Source organism: Dellaglioa algida, assembly GCF_030127605.1.
Lineage (GTDB): Bacteria > Bacillota > Bacilli > Lactobacillales > Lactobacillaceae > Dellaglioa > Dellaglioa algida.
Map to the genome: position 1 here is coordinate 269,256 of NZ_JANXLE010000001.1, position 16,300 is coordinate 285,555.

The following is a 16,300-nucleotide window of genomic DNA, read 5'->3' on the forward strand; positions in this document are numbered from 1 at the left end:
AGTTAGTCATTTTTTTCTATCATATTTTACCATCGCAAGTTTTTCCATGAGCGACATGTTTAGCATGTTGTAACAACGCCGTCATCGTTTCTATGATGTGTGGATCATCAATTCGATAATACATCAGTTTACCTTCTCTTCGTTGGCTAATGATTTGATGCGTTTTTAGTAAACTTAATTGATGCGACAAGTTTGTTTGCTCAATATCCAATATTGTAGACAATTCAGTCACATTGTATTCATGTTGTTCCAGTAAGTAGATTAATTGTAATCTGATTCGATTATTCAATACTTTAGTTAGCATGATTGATTCATCGAGTTCATCCGCCGGAATTTCTTTATACGGTTGCATCATTTTCCTCCTAAATAAAGTGTTGAATGGTCCCGCTCTCTAGTAAGATATAGATCCCCAAGAAGACATAAACAAGTAACGTAATTAAATCGCCAAATCTTTCAAAAAATACTTGGATTTTTGGCAAATTAGTAATCATTTTACTTAACCAAGTAATCATGCACAAGAATATAAAGAATAATCCCAACACGATTGGTATATCGCCAGCGTTTAACGTTGTGAAAAAGGGTACATAGATGGCAAGATTATCAGGACCACAAGTTGCAATAGTAATCATAATAACACTTAATACGATACTACGCTGTGGTTTTCCCAATTTTTCACGAACTTCATTGCCTTCATCTTCGTCACCAAAATACATTTTTATTCCCATGACAATTGGAATGATTCCTAAAAATCCTAAAATCCATTCTTCCGGAATCATCTTTAACCAGAATGCGACGATCAGACTTACCCCTATCAGTGTCCCACTGCCCAATAACTCACCTATGAATATTAGTTTATCATCATGTTTATTCTTATACTTCGCAAAAATAATAATTAAAATTAACAAATAATCGATATTTGTTGAAATAAATGCAAGTACAGTAGATCCTATTAATGCGGCCATTGTAACATCTCCTATATATGAACTATTTTTCACGTGAAACTATTTTCATATGAATAATATATCATATGTTCATATCAATGTACACCGCTTAGTAACATATAAAAGCAAAAAAGAGACCACCCGGTAGGATGATCTCTTACATGATTATTAAAAAATGTCACTATTACTTAATTAAATTAAGCAACAGTTGATGACAATGTCCATGTTAAATCAGCTTGGTATACTGCATTATCAACAGAAGCCGTTTTAGGCATTGTTAATTTAATATCATTAGTATTCCAACCAAAGACGTTAGCACCTTGTCCTTCAGCAGCTTTAGCTGTTGCTACAGTAACGTCTGTACCAGCTGTTTTAGCTAAAGTTAAACCAATATTTGGTGTAACAGTTGATACGGCAGCAGGTGTTTCAAGTGCTGGATTTGCTGCTTTTAATGCGGCAACATCGTCAGTCCAAGTTTTATCTTGTCCTTCTTGTGTTAAACCGTAAACATCTTGTGTTTGAGCTGAGGCAGTGTTTTTAAATGATAATGTTGCATCTGAAATGCTATCATTTGGCATTGCATTACCTTGAGAATCAACAGCTGTTAATTCGTTGTTTGATTTAACGCTCAATGTCCAGTCACCAGAAGCAGCTGTATTTTTAGCATCTGTTTCTGCAGCTGTACGTGTGATTTGTTTATCGACAACAGTTGCCCAAGCTTTACCATCAACGCTTGATAAAGCAGCATCACCCTTAGTATTCAAAACGGCTGTTTTATTTGTATCACCGTTTTCGTAGTTAGGGTAACGTGTGTTATCTTTCTTACCTTCATTCATACCATCAGCTGTAAATGTAGGATATGCAGCATCAAGTAACGTATGGTTACCAAAATCTAAGATATGAGGTACCATTTGAAGACGTAGGTAGCCAGTGTTTGAGTTATGTGTATTATCACCAAAAGAAATACCAACTTTAGTATTATCTGTTTGTGGTAATGCTGTTCCCCCATTTGCTGCAGCGTTGTTATTTTCTGTAGCAGCAGATACTGTTGCTGGTGCAAGCAATGATAATAAAGTTGCCCCTGCTAAAACTGAACCAGTTAATTTATTGAATTTCATGAGAAATTCCCCCTATATTTTTTTTGCACAAATTGTGCGGTGTTATAATGTAACCTATAACCATTTTTAAAGTTGGTGCTCCAAAACCCTTATAGTTAATTACTATAAGCGCCACTACTTATGATTGTTAATTAAGCGTACAACCAGCGCAATCATATCCCGTAGATTTACATTGTTACCGTTGTGTAGACATCGTAATTATGATAAGTAATGAGTCCCAAGGTTAAACTTACCCCGAATACAATTAAGAACACAATCATCAGGATCGTCATACTCGTTATCACCCATTTTTTTCCAAAACGATTAACTAATTTTCGCATTTAATCTCCTCTTTCGTTTTCTTCTAATTAATAACCAAGTAACAATTATTATTAAAATTAAACCACCCAAAACACCTAAAATAATATTTCTAAATTTTAAATATTCGTAGTTATTTCGATTAATATATGATGCATCTGACGACGTAATTTTGACGTACTTATGAATCGTTTTTGTATATTCATCAGTCTTCACATTTAACGTCATTTTGTATAGACCCGGAACTAGGCGCAATTCGCTTAATAAAAGATCATCATAAAAACTCGAATTTGGCGCAATTTTAATATTTTTAAGTTCATTATCGTAATGAATCATATGCCACTTATCATTTTGTAAACTCGCAGTCACCTTAACATTACTTAGAAACTTTGGATCTGGATTCTTAAGTTTAATACTGATTGCGGCTTTATGATCTTTAATAATTCGCGTTTTAATACCATCCGATAATATTGTTTTATACTCTTTTTTCTTTAAATCGGTCCCATTCAACACAAGACCTATTGCGTACACAAATTTGTTATTAATACTTGATTTAGTATCTGTTTCAGCTGAGCTAAGATTCAAGGCCATTAACTTTTGACCCGCAAACAGGGTCTTTCCTGGATTAATCTTAATAGTTACCCATTTTGTTTCATTCGGTTTAAGTTTAAGATTCTTTGGCATCTTAACGATGTCGTTTCCTACCTCAGGCAATAAACTACGATCAATTTTATGCAGTCCGAGGTAGTCAATTCCTCCGTTATCGTCTGTCATTGCGTCCTTCACTTCACTCGTGATAGACAACACCTTATCGGTCGGATTATAGACTTTAATCCTAATTTGACGCGTTTTATCCGCGCTTAACTTAAGATTAAAATAACCGAGATGATTCCCGCCAATGTTATCCTTAGGTAATTCCGGCATTAGCATAAACGTTGCCTTGCTCTCATCATTAACGATTTTTTGAGCAGAGACGCTTCCTTGTGACAATCTGCCAACAGTTATCACGCTAAACATAACCAACATAATGCCCTTTAGAAATTGAAAGTGATTACGTCTCATTAGACTGTCATCCGTAAAACGAAGATTGCGCCACCTAACGTTGCTAACATCATTGCCCCACTAGCTGCTGCAATATAGAACCAGAAATTAATGGGTCTTTTAATTGCTTCACTATTGATATCATCAGCTTCTTTGCCCGTAACGTTAAATGTCTTTTTAAATGACCAATTCATTTTCTTTAAATCCCACAGATTTTGACCATTCACTTTAACTTCTACATGATATTTACCCGGCTTCATCGTCTCATATTGCCATGAAATAGGCAGTGTAACTGATGAGTTCGGCGCAATACTTGATTGTGTTTTATTAAACACGCGTCGACTACTGTACTGTCCATCCCTATAGAGTACTGCTTGGAAGGTAACATTCTTCAAAACCATTGGTTCCGTATTCCTAAGTTTAATTCCCATAGCAGGATGCTTATTGAATAACATTGGTTTTGTTGAATCATAGGCTAATTTTGGATAGACCTCATATTTCGATCCCCTGATATTAACGCTCACCATGTAAGCATAATTACTAGAAACCGATTGTTTTGCATTCCCGGTACTTTTTACATACTCGATAAAATGCCAACCGCCGGCAATCATGCCGTCAAATTTTTGTTTAGGCATTTTGATAGTTGCCGAAATAGTTGTAGCCTCTTTTGGCCCTAATTTAATGGTTTGATCCGCTTTTTTTATGCTTGCCACAGTTGTGAACGGAATTTTTAAACTCACATCCAAATTTTTAATAGATTGTTGGAATTTCATACCACCGCCATCTTGTGTCATTCCATTTTGGAAATCACTTTTAAGCGTCATTTCGTGATCCGTAAAATTTTGAACCTTCATTTTAATAACATGGGTTGTTCCCGGTTCATAGTTAACGTCATAATAATGTAAACTATTATCCACTTGTTCGCTGGGTAACACTGGTTGAATTTCAAAATCTGCATTCTGTGTCTGTGCAGCAGCCTGTACTGGCCGGTTCAACATCATAAATCCAAATAATAGTAATCCCAAACTAAGACCAAATTGCCCCAATCGTCGTTTCTTACTCATCTTTCATTTCCTCCTACGGCGCAACCGTTAATGACCATGTTAACTCTGTCTGGTAATGCGTCTTGTATCTCTTAGTTGTTGCTGGAACATGTAACCCAACACTGTAGTTGGCCGTTTTATCATCTCCAAATTGGTAATCCCAAGCCCCTTTTCCAGGATTGGTATATGGATTATCTTTACTACTTTGATCTTTTTTCTCGTCTTTATCTTGATAAGTTCCTAACTTTGTAAAGGTCATCAATTGATCAATCTCACTACCAGTATCAATATTAAATTTATCTTTCGAATTAATATTCCCTTTAGCGGTATTGTCTTTATTGGCAATTACATTTCCGTTAGTAATTCTAAGTTGTGCATCAGTTAACTCATGTTTATCTGTATCAGTACTGATAAACGCGGTTGATTGTTGAACTTTTAATTGCCATGATTGAACGCCGTAGTTATCTACTACAGAAATTTTCTGTGGTTTATTTTCGGCAGTCTTTAGATAGTAAGTTGTATCCGATTGTGCCGGATCATTTGTACCGAAATCCCACAACTTAGGCGCATCAATCGAAATCATGGCCTTCTTATACCCATACGTGATCACCTTATCTTTATAATCGAATAAAGGATCATCTTTATAAGCATCTGACCAGTTGGCCTTTGTTAAATCAGTGTCATTAGTAACTGAGATAACCGTGTAATCATTCAACACTTTAGGCGCAACCCTGTCAGAAATAACTGTTGATAGTGCTGCTTTAGGTTTTCCCGCCGCACTAACTTCAGTACTAATATATGTTGGACTCGCTAGATTATCGTCGAGATCAACATAACGAATCGTCATATTAGTATTACGAGGCTCTGTCACTTCGACATCTGCTTTACTAGAATCAGAATACGTTTCATTCCCACTTGTTTTAGCAGTCACCGATGCTTTATTTTCAATTTCTCCAACTGTCGTTCGTTTAACCGTTCCTGAGTAAGTGATTGTTGCACTGTCGCCCTTCACCATATCTTTAAGTTTGATATCAGCAATTGAACTTTCTTTTTGAGTTGAACCATCCGCATAAGTCACTAAAATTGAATTATTATCAATGTCTAAATCACTTGTCGGATCACTAACAACATCTTTTAAATCAATAGTTGTTAATTTATCAGCCGAGTTTGCATCCGGCTTCACTTTAATTTGATATTTAACTAAATCATCAACCTGTCCACTTGTTTTAGACTGATATTTTGTCTCTTTATTTGTCTCATTAAGAACGCCTTTTTCAATACTTCCCTTGTAGGGGAGCTTGTTAATGGTCACTATCGCATCATTACTCTTAACGCTTGAACTAGACGTACCAGCCGTTGCATTATTAATAATCTTGTCTCCCGGAGAGACGCCTGAATTGATTGCACCATTTAATTTCAATTTAAACGAGCCACCGGCAGGGATAACATACGGAAATTTAACCGTTTGATTGCTAATAAAAATACTATCGTCAATCGTTTTATATTCCCAATTACTATCAGGGCTCGCCATTTGTAAACTACCTTTGGTATACGTGATATTACTTGGTAATTTATCCGTGATGTCACCGGAAGAAATATTAGTTAAATTGGTATACGTTAACTCATAACTAATGTTATCTCCCGTTTTACCGGTCGTATCCGTCACCCAGTTTGCATCATTGGCGGTAACATTTTTAACCGCTTTTTTAAGCGCATAATTCTCTGGCGGCGTCTGTTTTTTGTATTTATACGTTACATTGTAGCCAGTTGTTGCCGAGAAAGTTCCATTATCTTTTGAATCGGGGGTATCAGCCGTGTAGTTACCAGTATATTGATACCATTCTTTATTGTACTGAATCCATTCTTGTCTTCGATCGGCACCATTCCAAGTCTCGCCCGCCTCACCATTTAAGGAAATTGGATCAATCAATTTTGTATTCGTTCCATCAATTACAAAATTAAGCGTAACTGGACTTGCTGTTTGGGGTAATTTATTCATGCTGGCAGCTTGGAAGTTATTAGCCCCACCTGTTGATCCCGTAAAGCCATATAAAACGCTTTGATTTGAAGGATCAGATGTTGAAGAGTCAACGCCAAAGTAAGTGTTAACATCCGGAATATCTAACGACATATCTCCTGGCATAATCGTGCTATTATCTACTGCCCCCGTTTTAGGATCGTAATTATTTCCAAACGTGTATGATAACTTGCCACCTAGAATTCGTTTTCCATTTTGCCAAGTAACCTTAGGAACCCAGTTGATGTTGAATAAGCGCCAATGATTATTGGCTAACATGTATTTAGGATCCTTATTATTATCAGTCGTTGGATTTTTTTCGTACCAATACTTAATATGTCCTAGTTTTGAATTTTTACCAAGATCTTTCGGTTGAACAAATGCAGTATGACCATTTGAATTTGCCGCATATGGGATATCTTCATCAAAATGTTCAGCCGGAAGGTTAGCAATATTATTCCACCAACTATCCATCTCAATCGCCAAGGAATCCTTAACATAATTGGTTTTTCCACTTTGTTGATTTCCGTATGAATAAGCCCCAATACCACCACCATTGGTTCCTATTGCCTGATTGTTTTTAACATCATTCTGCAAAAGGAACGCTATTCCATCAGATGCCGCGTCAGGTACATCGTATAGGCCATTTTTAGCACCTAACCATAGCCACATACCATAAGAAAAACTATTATTTAAATCAATTCGTTTGTTTGACCAAATACCACCCAATTGATCCCTTTTATATGGGGTTATAATAACCGTTTGTGGGTACTTAGAACTCGTATCTGCGTTAGTTCCCGAGACAACTCCAAAAACGTCCCTAATTGTCAATGCAGATGGCGGTGGCGCCGGCACGCTTGATGGCCACGTACTCGTTGCCGCTTCTGCTTTTAATCCACCCAAGAAAAACAGAAGAAGTCCGCTAATTACATACAATAATATTTTCTTTTTCATAATAAGTTGCTTCCTTCCCCCGAAGAATTTTCACCTAATCTAAACTATTCTGATTGTTTATGTCCCTAACATAATAACATGTTAGACACAAAAAGCCAACTTAATCGCGCACGATTTAAATTGCTTATTAATAGTATAATCGAACTATATTTTTTTACCATTTTTAGAAGGATTAAGCACCTGTATTAATTGCTTAAAGCCCATATATACTTGATAAATACGGTAATCTTCAAAATACTAAAATAATTTATCTTTATCCCATACTAAGAGAACGTTCCAGTTCTTTACCCCTAAATAATGTGCTAAACTTGAGATATTCTTTCATTTGGAGGGTAATTTATGAGCTATTTAATTCTGTTATTACCATTTTTAATACTATTATCTTGGTACGTTAGTTTTCATATCGAACCACGTCGATTACTCAATGGATTTTTATTCAACGCGTTTCTCATCTCTTTAATGGGATTTCTTGCCGGTATCTCTAATAGTTTTATAGAAACAGTGGCACTTATTGTGATCACTGTTGGCGTATTGGGCGTGTTCTTAATATCCATTAGTACCATCCCTTTTCTTTTAATTAATGCACGCATGGTCTTTAAACGGGAAAGTCACTCATTAGCCAATATGTTAGGCTTAATACTCGCTATTGTACTTATTGTTCAATGGTTTACAAAATCCTTAGTTCCCACATGGCCTTGGTATGTTCAAATTCCATTTGCTTTCGCTTCATGGCTTGGTATTTATTTTATGCTAGCCTTTTTAAATTTTTTATCCGCCAGTGTCTTATATAACCTTCGTCGTCCTAAATATGATCAAAATTATATTATTGTTTTAGGTGCGGGGTTACTTAGTGGTCATAAGGTTAGTAGATTGCTTTCCAATCGAATCCAACGCGCGATCAAATTTGCGGATAAACAAGTTTCATTAGGCGGGAAACGGCCAATCCTTGTTTTTTCAGGTGGACAAGGTCATGATGAAGCCACTTCAGAGGCACTCGCAATGCAAAAATGGGCGGTTGAAAATGGATATCCCGAAGCATCTACATTATTAGAAGATAAATCGACAACTACTTTTGAGAACATGCTCTTTTCAAAAAAAATAATTGATCTTGATAACGGAGGGACTAATATTTTATTCAGTTCCAATAACTATCATATATTCCGCGCAGGACTGTTCGCACGGATGGTTGGTGTCAACGCTCAAGGTATCGGCGGTAAAACAGCTTGGTATTTTTTACCCAACGCTTTTTTACGTGAATTTATTGCCATATTGATGCTTAACAAGACCCGACACCTTGTTGTTATTTTACTTCTTCTCCTAGTTTCTATTGCCCAACAGCTTTTAAATTAGATCTATCAACATTTAGGTCACCCCTCATCAATACCTTGTTGACAACACTAGCTGTTATATGTCTTGTTGACAAAATTGCTGACTATCGTTAAAATTAATTTTTTGCAAGCGTCAGTCTTATATATTACATAATTTTGTTGTAATCTAAGCATTAGCTAATAAAAGCTAATGCTTTTTTTATATCATTTTTTACAAGGGAGATTTTATTTATGAATGGGATAGATTTACACGATAACTTGAAGGTATTACAGGATTTAAAATTTTTAATCTATGATTTGAGTAATCATCGGATTGATTTTCACAATTTTGATATTTTAACTCTGGACTTACCTACCAAGCAAATTGATTTAGCGGGAACTTATCAAATACAAAAAAAAGACCACACTATTGAAGAAATAGCATGGTCTATCATTAATGATAATCAATTATAACCGAATAACTTTGAGCAATAATTCAGCAGTTGCTTCACGTTTGTCTTCTGGTAATGAAGCAAGATAGTTAATTAAATCCAGTGTCGCAATACCTTTTAAATTTTGATTAGTAAAAAAATCGGCTAGTGTCATATTCAGAGCTTCAGCAATATCTGATAATTTTTTCATCTTAATATTGTCTAATCTCCCTCGTTCTATCAAGGAGATTAAACTAACAGAGGATTTTGACTTTTCAGCCAACTGCTCAATGGTCATATTTAATAATTTTCGTTTGGCACGAATTAAAATTCCTATTTTCTTAAGCATATTAAACTCCTAAGCAGAAACGTTATCTCTTTATGGTAAAGGATTTAAAATCAATCAAACAGACTACAAGTTGTTCTTTTTTTAAAAATACATGTATACAATAACTTGTATCGTTGGTAAAATAAGTTAAGTTTCAATTAAGTTTCAGATTCTATTTATTGATTTTAGCCATTAAATCTGGTTTAAAGAGGGTGTCTTACGGGGGTACATAAGTAACACAGTATTACGAAATAGCTTCAAATAATAATTAAAAAGGGGAACTAATGATCAAAAAAGAATATATCTATCATGCGCCTTTAGATGATACAGTCGGCGGATCAGCGCAAAAATTTTGCCCTAATTGTGGGTCTAAAGTGCCACAAGGTGCTAATTTTTGTCCTAACTGTAACTTCGATTTACGGGTGAGTCCTGTTACACCGCAACAACCACAATCTGTCACTCCGACGCAAAGTAAAGCGCCCGTTCAACAAGAAATGCCAGTTGAACAAACACGAACAACGGCTCCAAAAAAACCAATTTCAGGTAAGACTAAATTTATCAGAATTTTAATTGGTATTCTTGTCCTTGCTATTGTAGGTGGTTACTACGTTGGTACTAAATATTACTCAAAAGACAATCAAATTAATCGTATTACAGATTCTCTTAAAGATAATAAAAATATGGAGAGCTATTTTTCGACGTCAGATACGTCATTCAAAGTTACTGATTCAAACATGAAACCAGCATCCGATGCTTGGCACAGTGCGAGCGCACTTAAATACTTTAAAACTGGTCTAGCAGATAATAAGGATACTTCAACCTATTTCCGTTTAAAAGAAAATGGTAAACATTGGTTGCTATTCCCTAAATATACGGCCGACTTTTCAACTGCTTCCGTTAAACTATCAACGAATAGTTCCGGTGCCGACATTAAGTTAAACGGGAAAAAAGTTGCCACAGCAACTTCCGATGACTACAACAAAACAATCTCAGGATTAGTTCCCGGAAACTATACACTAGAATCTGTTGGCTCCATTGATGGTACCAAATTAACTAATAAATCGACCCAATTTATCGGTGGTTCAGCTTCTAAAGTGAACCTAGATTTAAGCACAATTACTTTTAGAATTAAAAGTATTGCAAACGCCGATATTTTTGTTAACTCAAAAAAGGTCGGTACAACCAGTGATTCTGGATCTGCCACAATTGGCCCCATTGCTTCTTCTGGGAATAACCTTTTACAACTTAAAGAAAAGGTTGGCGACAACACGCTTGTTACAAGTAAATACCAAATTTCAGGTAATGATGACGATAATAATGTGACTTTAGATAACACTGACGAAAATGGTTCTCAGGATAATTCTGATAGTAATCTATTCACTATTGCCTTTCCAGATATGTTATCGACGGATGATGCCCAGAGCTATATGGACAAATTATTTACCCATATCGATAATTATACTTCAGAGGGTGACGATTCTGATGAGTATTCAGATGAAAGTTACGGTTCAATTGATAGCTTCTTCGTTGATGGTAAAAGTAATGAAGATGCTAAAAAATGGGTCAAGATTGCTAAGGGATACCATGATAATCACTTACTTACAAGCGTCGATTATGAAGCTAAAGTAAAAGCGGTAACGCCTACTGCTAAAAATAAATTTAACGTGACTTACGATGTTACTTATACTTTCTACATTACTGATGATAACGATAAGAGCTCAACTAAGACACAAGTTTTCGAATTTACTGCTAAAACTAATTATTCTAACAACGATGATTTCTTAATTGATTCAATTTCACCAGGTAAACAAATTAGCGAAAAAATCGAAGACAACTAACCTTTGGAGGAAATAACAATGAAAACATGTCCTAACTGTGGTTCTCAACAACCAGAAAACGTCAAATTTTGTACGAACTGCGGGTTTGCCTTCCCAGCTGAACCGGGAAAAACACCCGTTCAAGAACCAACCAAAGCGCAAAGTGAACAAGAACCAACTAAGTTCCAACAACAATACGCACAACCGCAAGAAACAAAGAACCCAAACGAAAACGTTGAACAAGCTAAATCATTTGCAAAGGACTACTGGTTTTACTTCTTAAATGCTGTAAAACACCCAACTATTTTAGAAAATGGCCATAAATATTTTGGTTTCGCCACAATTATCTTATTCGCACTATTCAATGACCTTTTTGTAAAATTATTAATGAACAGTGTCGCAAGATCAGTTACTTCAGCCGTAGATTCTACGAAGTCATTCCTTAGTGCCTTTGGCGAATCAACAACGACGGGTAGCAGTAGTGATGCCGTTAGTGCCGGACAAGCAACGCTTGAGAGCGGTCTTTACGCAAAATTATTTTTCTTAACGTTAATCGTCTTCGCCATTTACGTATTAATCGGTTTCTTTGTTAGAAACGTCGTATTAGGTGATAAAACCGATACACTAATGTCATTCACAAATCGCTTTACGCATTACTTAATGGTTAATCTTGGATTATCCGTTGTCAGCATGGTTTTAATGTTATCTGGTATGAAAGGTGCTGCAGTTTTCATTTATTTCTTAATGGCACTTATCATGAGTGTTGCGTTCATCCTAGCAATTGTGATTGATACAAATCCTGTCAAAATTGATCGCCTTTACGGTGTCGTAATTGGTCAACTTCTATTAGCATTTGTGGTCTTCATTATTATGACCGTATTTGCTGTTAGCTTGGCTTCAAATCTTACTTCAATCATGCATGCAGCTGGACTGTAAAATTATTATACACATAATATAAAATAAAAAGGTGTCAATTAAGTATGAAAAATATACTTAATTGACACCTTTTTTGCATCCCCGTAACGCTAACTATTAACCTTAGCGATTTTACCCTGTTCAATATAAACAGCGAGAATTGATAAGTCAGCGGGATTAACACCACTAATACGACTAGCTTGTGCCAACGTTTCCGGTTGGATTTTGATGAATTTTTGACGGGCTTCCGTCGCAATCCCTTCAATTGAATCGTAATCAATATTCGTTGGAATCTTTTTAGCTTCCATACGTTTTAATTTCGCAACTTTTTCTTGTGCTTTTTTAATGTAGCCTTCATATTTAAATTGAATTTCAACCTGTTCAATAATTCGATGATCTAATTCATGATCAGGACCTGGCATAAATTTCGCAACGTCCGCATAAGTTACTTCAGGACGACGTAAGAATTCGTTAGCCAACACACCATCTTTCAAAGCAGCACTTTCATGTTCTGCTAAGAAAGCATTCACATCATCGGTTGGTTTAATACGAAATGTTTGTAATCGAGCTTTTTCTGCTTCTATTTCTGCTTTTTTAGCTTCAAAAATAGCCAAACGGTCTTCAGAAATCAACCCAATATCATACCCTTTTTCAGTTAAACGCAAGTCGGCATTATCATGACGTAAAATTAAGCGATATTCAGCACGAGACGTTAATAAACGATAAGGTTCATTTGTTCCCTTTGTTACTAAATCATCAATCATAACGCCAATATAAGCATCACTACGGTTCAACGTAAAGTCTTCGCGACCAAGAGCACGTAATCCAGCATTAATTCCTGCTATTATACCTTGTCCAGCAGCTTCTTCATATCCAGAAGTTCCGTTAGTTTGACCAGCAGTATATAAGTTCTTCACTAATTTTGTTTCAAGTGTTGGGCGTAATTGGTAAGGTGCCACAACGTCATATTCAATTGCATATCCAGGACGCATCAATTCGGCGTTTTCTAAGCCCTTAATTGAATGAATAATCTCTTGCTGAACTTCTTCCGGCATTGATGTAGAAAGCCCCTGAACGTAGAATTCGTCTGTTGAACGACCTTCTGGTTCCAAAAAGAGTTGGTGACGAGGTTTATCCGAGAAACGCACAATCTTATCTTCAATTGATGGACAGTAACGTGGACCCACACCTTTAATAATTCCTGAGAACATTGGTGCTCGATCAAGATTAGCATTAATAATTTCATGCGTTTTCAAGTTAGTGTAAGTTAACCAACAAGAGAGTTGGTTCTTAACATCAATATAGTCTTCATCAGGTGTTTCAAAGCTAAAATGATTAGGTTCAATATCACCAGGTTGTTCATCAGTTACACTGTAGTCAATGGTATTACCATCAACACGGGGTGGTGTTCCTGTTTTGAAACGTTCTAAATCAAAACCAAGTGCTTCAAGATTTTCAGATAATTTAATAGCGGGTTGAGAATTATTAGGACCCGATGAATAACTTAATTCACCAATAATAATTTTACCTCGAGCGGCCGTTCCAACTGTTAAAACAACACTTTTAGAACGGTATTTAGCACCAGTATTTGTCACAACACCACGGCATTCGCCATCTTCAACAATTAAACTATCGACTGTTCCTTGACGTAACGTTAGATTTTCTTCTTTTTCCATCGTATGTTTCATTTCACTGGAATAAAGATGCTTATCAGCTTGTGCCCGTAGCGCTCTGACAGCTGGGCCTTTACCAGTATTCAACATCCGCATTTGGACATAAGTCTTATCAATATTACGTCCCATTTCGCCACCTAAGGCATCAATTTCGCGGACAACAATTCCTTTAGCAGGACCACCAATTGAGGGGTTACATGGCATAAATGCGACCATGTCTAAGCTAATTGTAATAAGTAATGTTTTGTTACCCATTCGCGCAGCAGCAAGTGCAGCTTCTGAACCGGCATGCCCAGCACCAACGACAATGACATCGTAATCCGAACCATTATAAGTTTTAAAATCCATTTATATTCTCCTATTTGTTAATCGTTATTTGCCTAAACAGAATTGACTAAATAATTCCGTGAGTAATTCATCTTTGTAACTATCGCCGGTGACTTCACCGAGTAGTTCCCAACTTCTGGTCATGTCAATTTGAACTAAATCGATTGGCATCCCTGCAGCAATTCCCGTTATAACATCATCTAAAGACGTTTCAGCTTGGTTTAACAAACCAATATGACGAGAATTTGTAATCATAACAGTTGTCTGACTATTTTCAATACCGCCAAAGAATAAGTTAGCAATCTTTTCTTCAAGCTGCTTCATACCCTCATGTTTTAAGACAGAAATTGAAATAATTTCAGCTGGATCAACCATACTCTCTAATTCTTTACGATCTAAATTCTCAGGTAAATCAGTTTTATTCAAAATAACGATTCGTTTATCATTTTGCGTTAATTTAATGAGTTGTTTATCTTCAGCAGATAAAGGTTCGTTACTATTTAAGACAAGCATGACTAAATCAGCTTGAACAATGGCTTCTTTAGAACGTTCAACCCCAATTTTTTCAACTTTATCCTCTGTGTCACGAATACCGGCTGTATCCACTAACTTTAAAGGCACGCCCATAACATTAACGTATTCTTCAATGACATCACGCGTTGTTCCGGCGACATCAGTTACAATGGCTTTATCCTCGTGTAATAGGTGATTCAAAAGACTTGATTTACCCACATTAGGACGCCCGATAATGGCCGTAGCTAATCCTTCTCTTAACACTTTACCTTGTTGTGCAGTTTTTAGTAATTCTTGAACATATTGCTTAACATCTTGCGCTTTTTCGAGTAATAATTTAGTCGTCATTTCTTCACCAGCATCGTACTCTGGATAATCAATATTAACTTCAACTAATGCTAAAACATCCACGATATCTTTACGTAAATTACGAATTAAACGTGATAAATTACCGTCTAATTGATTTAAAGCAACTTTCATTGAGCGATCTGTTTTAGCACGGATTAAGTCCATGACGGCCTCAGCTTGAGATAAATCAATTCGACCATTTAAGAAGGCTCGTTTTGTAAATTCTCCGGGTTCAGCCAGTCTAGCACCATTACTTAATAGTAGTTGTAAAATTTGGTTCGTTGGCACAATCCCACCGTGACAGTTAATTTCGATCACATCTTCACGGGTAAATGTTTTAGGCGCTAGCATAACAGAAACCATCACTTCATCAACTTCTTCATCCGTTTTAGGATTTAAAATATGACCATAATTAATGGTATGACTATCAACATTCGCTAAATTTTTCCCTTTAAACACGTTGTTAGCAATTTGGACAGCGTCTTCCCCACTTAATCGAACAATCGAAATAGCACCTTCACCAGGTGGCGTTGAAATAGCGGCAATTGTATCAAATTCTGTTAGTTCTGGCATGTCTTTAAATACTCCCTTCGATTTTGAATTATTATTCGGGTAACCTTATTTTCTAAATTTTTTCAAACAAAAAAAGGGCCCACTCCACGCCTTAAAAAAGACGTGGATAAAGCACCTTCACTACTTTATCTAATATTAAGTTCAATGCCAATAATATACTTTTTTTACCGACATTTGTCAATAAGTCTGTTTAACTAGTCGCGATTAACCCGATTTTCTAATTTACTAGTAATCATTTTTAATTCATTAACGTAACCAAGATATTCTTCCTCAGTCATATCAAATGAAGCAAAACAATTAGACATTTGTTTAATAATCTTAGTCTTACTCTTCTTTGCTTTTTCAGTTAACGACACGTTCACGCGACGTTCATCTTCTGGATCTCTCGTTCGTTCAACCCACTCATCTTTTTCCATTCGTTTTAAAAGAGGCGTTAGGGTTCCGTTATCTAAGTGTAACTTTGCGCCTAGTTCTTTCACCATCACTGGCGATTTTTCCCATAGTGAGAGCAAAGTAATATATTGTGGATACGTCAAACTGAATTCCTTCAGTGATTCCGTATAAAACTTATTATAATCTTTTTGTGCCGTGTAAATTGAAAAACAAAGTTCATCTTCTAACTTGTTAGGATTATGATTTAAGGTCATGTGGGGGACT

Annotated in this window: 15 protein-coding genes; 4 read left to right on the top strand and 11 right to left on the bottom strand. The window is 36.0% G+C overall.

Annotated elements, in window-relative coordinates; genetic code table 11:
* Window positions 1-19: 19 nt before the first annotated feature.
* From N0K73_RS01195 to N0K73_RS01225, 7 genes are all read right to left on the bottom strand, one after another.
* Window positions 20-355: an ArsR/SmtB family transcription factor gene (locus tag N0K73_RS01195; RefSeq protein WP_347710337.1), complete on the bottom strand. Its 336-nt coding sequence runs from the start codon at window positions 353-355 to the stop codon at window positions 20-22.
* Window positions 356-362: 7 nt separating this feature from the next.
* The gene (locus N0K73_RS01200; protein ID WP_112251046.1) at window positions 363-962 is read right to left on the bottom strand and encodes a cadmium resistance transporter; all 600 of its coding nucleotides are present in this window, start codon (window positions 960-962) and stop codon (window positions 363-365) included.
* Window positions 963-1,138: 176 nt separating this feature from the next.
* Window positions 1,139-2,059 (bottom strand): WxL domain-containing protein, encoded by a 921-nt coding sequence (locus N0K73_RS01205; protein ID WP_112251048.1) that lies wholly within the window; start codon window positions 2,057-2,059, stop codon window positions 1,139-1,141.
* Between the two features lie 167 nt (window positions 2,060-2,226).
* Window positions 2,227-2,379, bottom strand: a complete 153-nt coding sequence (locus tag N0K73_RS01210) for a hypothetical protein (RefSeq protein ID WP_157051989.1) — start codon at window positions 2,377-2,379, stop codon at window positions 2,227-2,229.
* The gene (locus tag N0K73_RS01215; RefSeq protein ID WP_284068595.1) at window positions 2,363-3,418 is read right to left on the bottom strand and encodes a WxL protein host-binding domain-containing protein; all 1,056 of its coding nucleotides are present in this window, start codon (window positions 3,416-3,418) and stop codon (window positions 2,363-2,365) included. The genes N0K73_RS01210 and N0K73_RS01215 overlap by 17 nt, the downstream gene beginning before the upstream one ends.
* Complete coding sequence (locus tag N0K73_RS01220) at window positions 3,418-4,461, bottom strand: WxLIP family cell surface protein (RefSeq protein ID WP_284068596.1); 1,044 nt, start codon at window positions 4,459-4,461, stop codon at window positions 3,418-3,420. Before N0K73_RS01220 ends, N0K73_RS01215 begins: the two co-directional genes overlap by 1 nt.
* A 13-nt stretch (window positions 4,462-4,474) precedes the next feature.
* Complete coding sequence (locus tag N0K73_RS01225; RefSeq protein WP_112251054.1) at window positions 4,475-7,411, bottom strand: lectin-like domain-containing protein; 2,937 nt, start codon at window positions 7,409-7,411, stop codon at window positions 4,475-4,477.
* Between the two features lie 339 nt (window positions 7,412-7,750).
* Here N0K73_RS01225 and N0K73_RS01230 point away from each other — a divergent pair, with 339 nt between their 5' ends.
* Together N0K73_RS01230 and N0K73_RS01235 are read left to right on the top strand one after the other, a co-directional pair.
* Window positions 7,751-8,761 (top strand): YdcF family protein, encoded by a 1,011-nt coding sequence (locus N0K73_RS01230; protein ID WP_112251056.1) that lies wholly within the window; start codon window positions 7,751-7,753, stop codon window positions 8,759-8,761.
* Window positions 8,762-8,970: 209 nt separating this feature from the next.
* Window positions 8,971-9,192 carry a hypothetical protein gene (locus N0K73_RS01235; protein WP_112251058.1) on the top strand — a complete coding sequence of 74 codons (222 nt, stop codon included), beginning with the start codon at window positions 8,971-8,973 and terminating at the stop codon, window positions 9,190-9,192.
* On the opposite strand, the gene N0K73_RS01240 is transcribed toward N0K73_RS01235, so the two are convergent.
* Window positions 9,187-9,498 (bottom strand): helix-turn-helix domain-containing protein, encoded by a 312-nt coding sequence (locus N0K73_RS01240; protein ID WP_112251060.1) that lies wholly within the window; start codon window positions 9,496-9,498, stop codon window positions 9,187-9,189. The genes N0K73_RS01235 and N0K73_RS01240 overlap by 6 nt on opposite strands.
* 263 nt (window positions 9,499-9,761) lie before the next feature.
* Between N0K73_RS01240 and N0K73_RS01245 the strand changes: the two genes are divergently transcribed.
* The gene (locus tag N0K73_RS01245) at window positions 9,762-11,315 is read left to right on the top strand and encodes a zinc ribbon domain-containing protein (RefSeq protein ID WP_112251062.1); all 1,554 of its coding nucleotides are present in this window, start codon (window positions 9,762-9,764) and stop codon (window positions 11,313-11,315) included.
* 18 nt (window positions 11,316-11,333) lie between these two features.
* Entirely contained in the window at window positions 11,334-12,230 is an 897-nt protein-coding gene (locus N0K73_RS01250) for a zinc ribbon domain-containing protein (RefSeq protein WP_112251064.1), read from the top strand.
* Window positions 12,231-12,319: 89 nt separating this feature from the next.
* On the opposite strand, the gene mnmG is transcribed toward N0K73_RS01250, so the two are convergent.
* The 3 genes from mnmG to N0K73_RS01265 form a co-directional block, all read right to left on the bottom strand.
* Window positions 12,320-14,230, bottom strand: a complete 1,911-nt coding sequence (gene mnmG / locus N0K73_RS01255; protein WP_112251066.1) for a tRNA uridine-5-carboxymethylaminomethyl(34) synthesis enzyme MnmG — start codon at window positions 14,228-14,230, stop codon at window positions 12,320-12,322.
* 24 nt (window positions 14,231-14,254) lie between these two features.
* Entirely contained in the window at window positions 14,255-15,643 is a 1,389-nt protein-coding gene (gene mnmE / locus N0K73_RS01260) for a tRNA uridine-5-carboxymethylaminomethyl(34) synthesis GTPase MnmE (protein ID WP_057974164.1), read from the bottom strand.
* Between the two features lie 194 nt (window positions 15,644-15,837).
* Complete coding sequence (locus tag N0K73_RS01265) at window positions 15,838-16,290, bottom strand: MarR family winged helix-turn-helix transcriptional regulator (RefSeq protein WP_057974163.1); 453 nt, start codon at window positions 16,288-16,290, stop codon at window positions 15,838-15,840.
* Window positions 16,291-16,300: the final 10 nt, after the last annotated feature.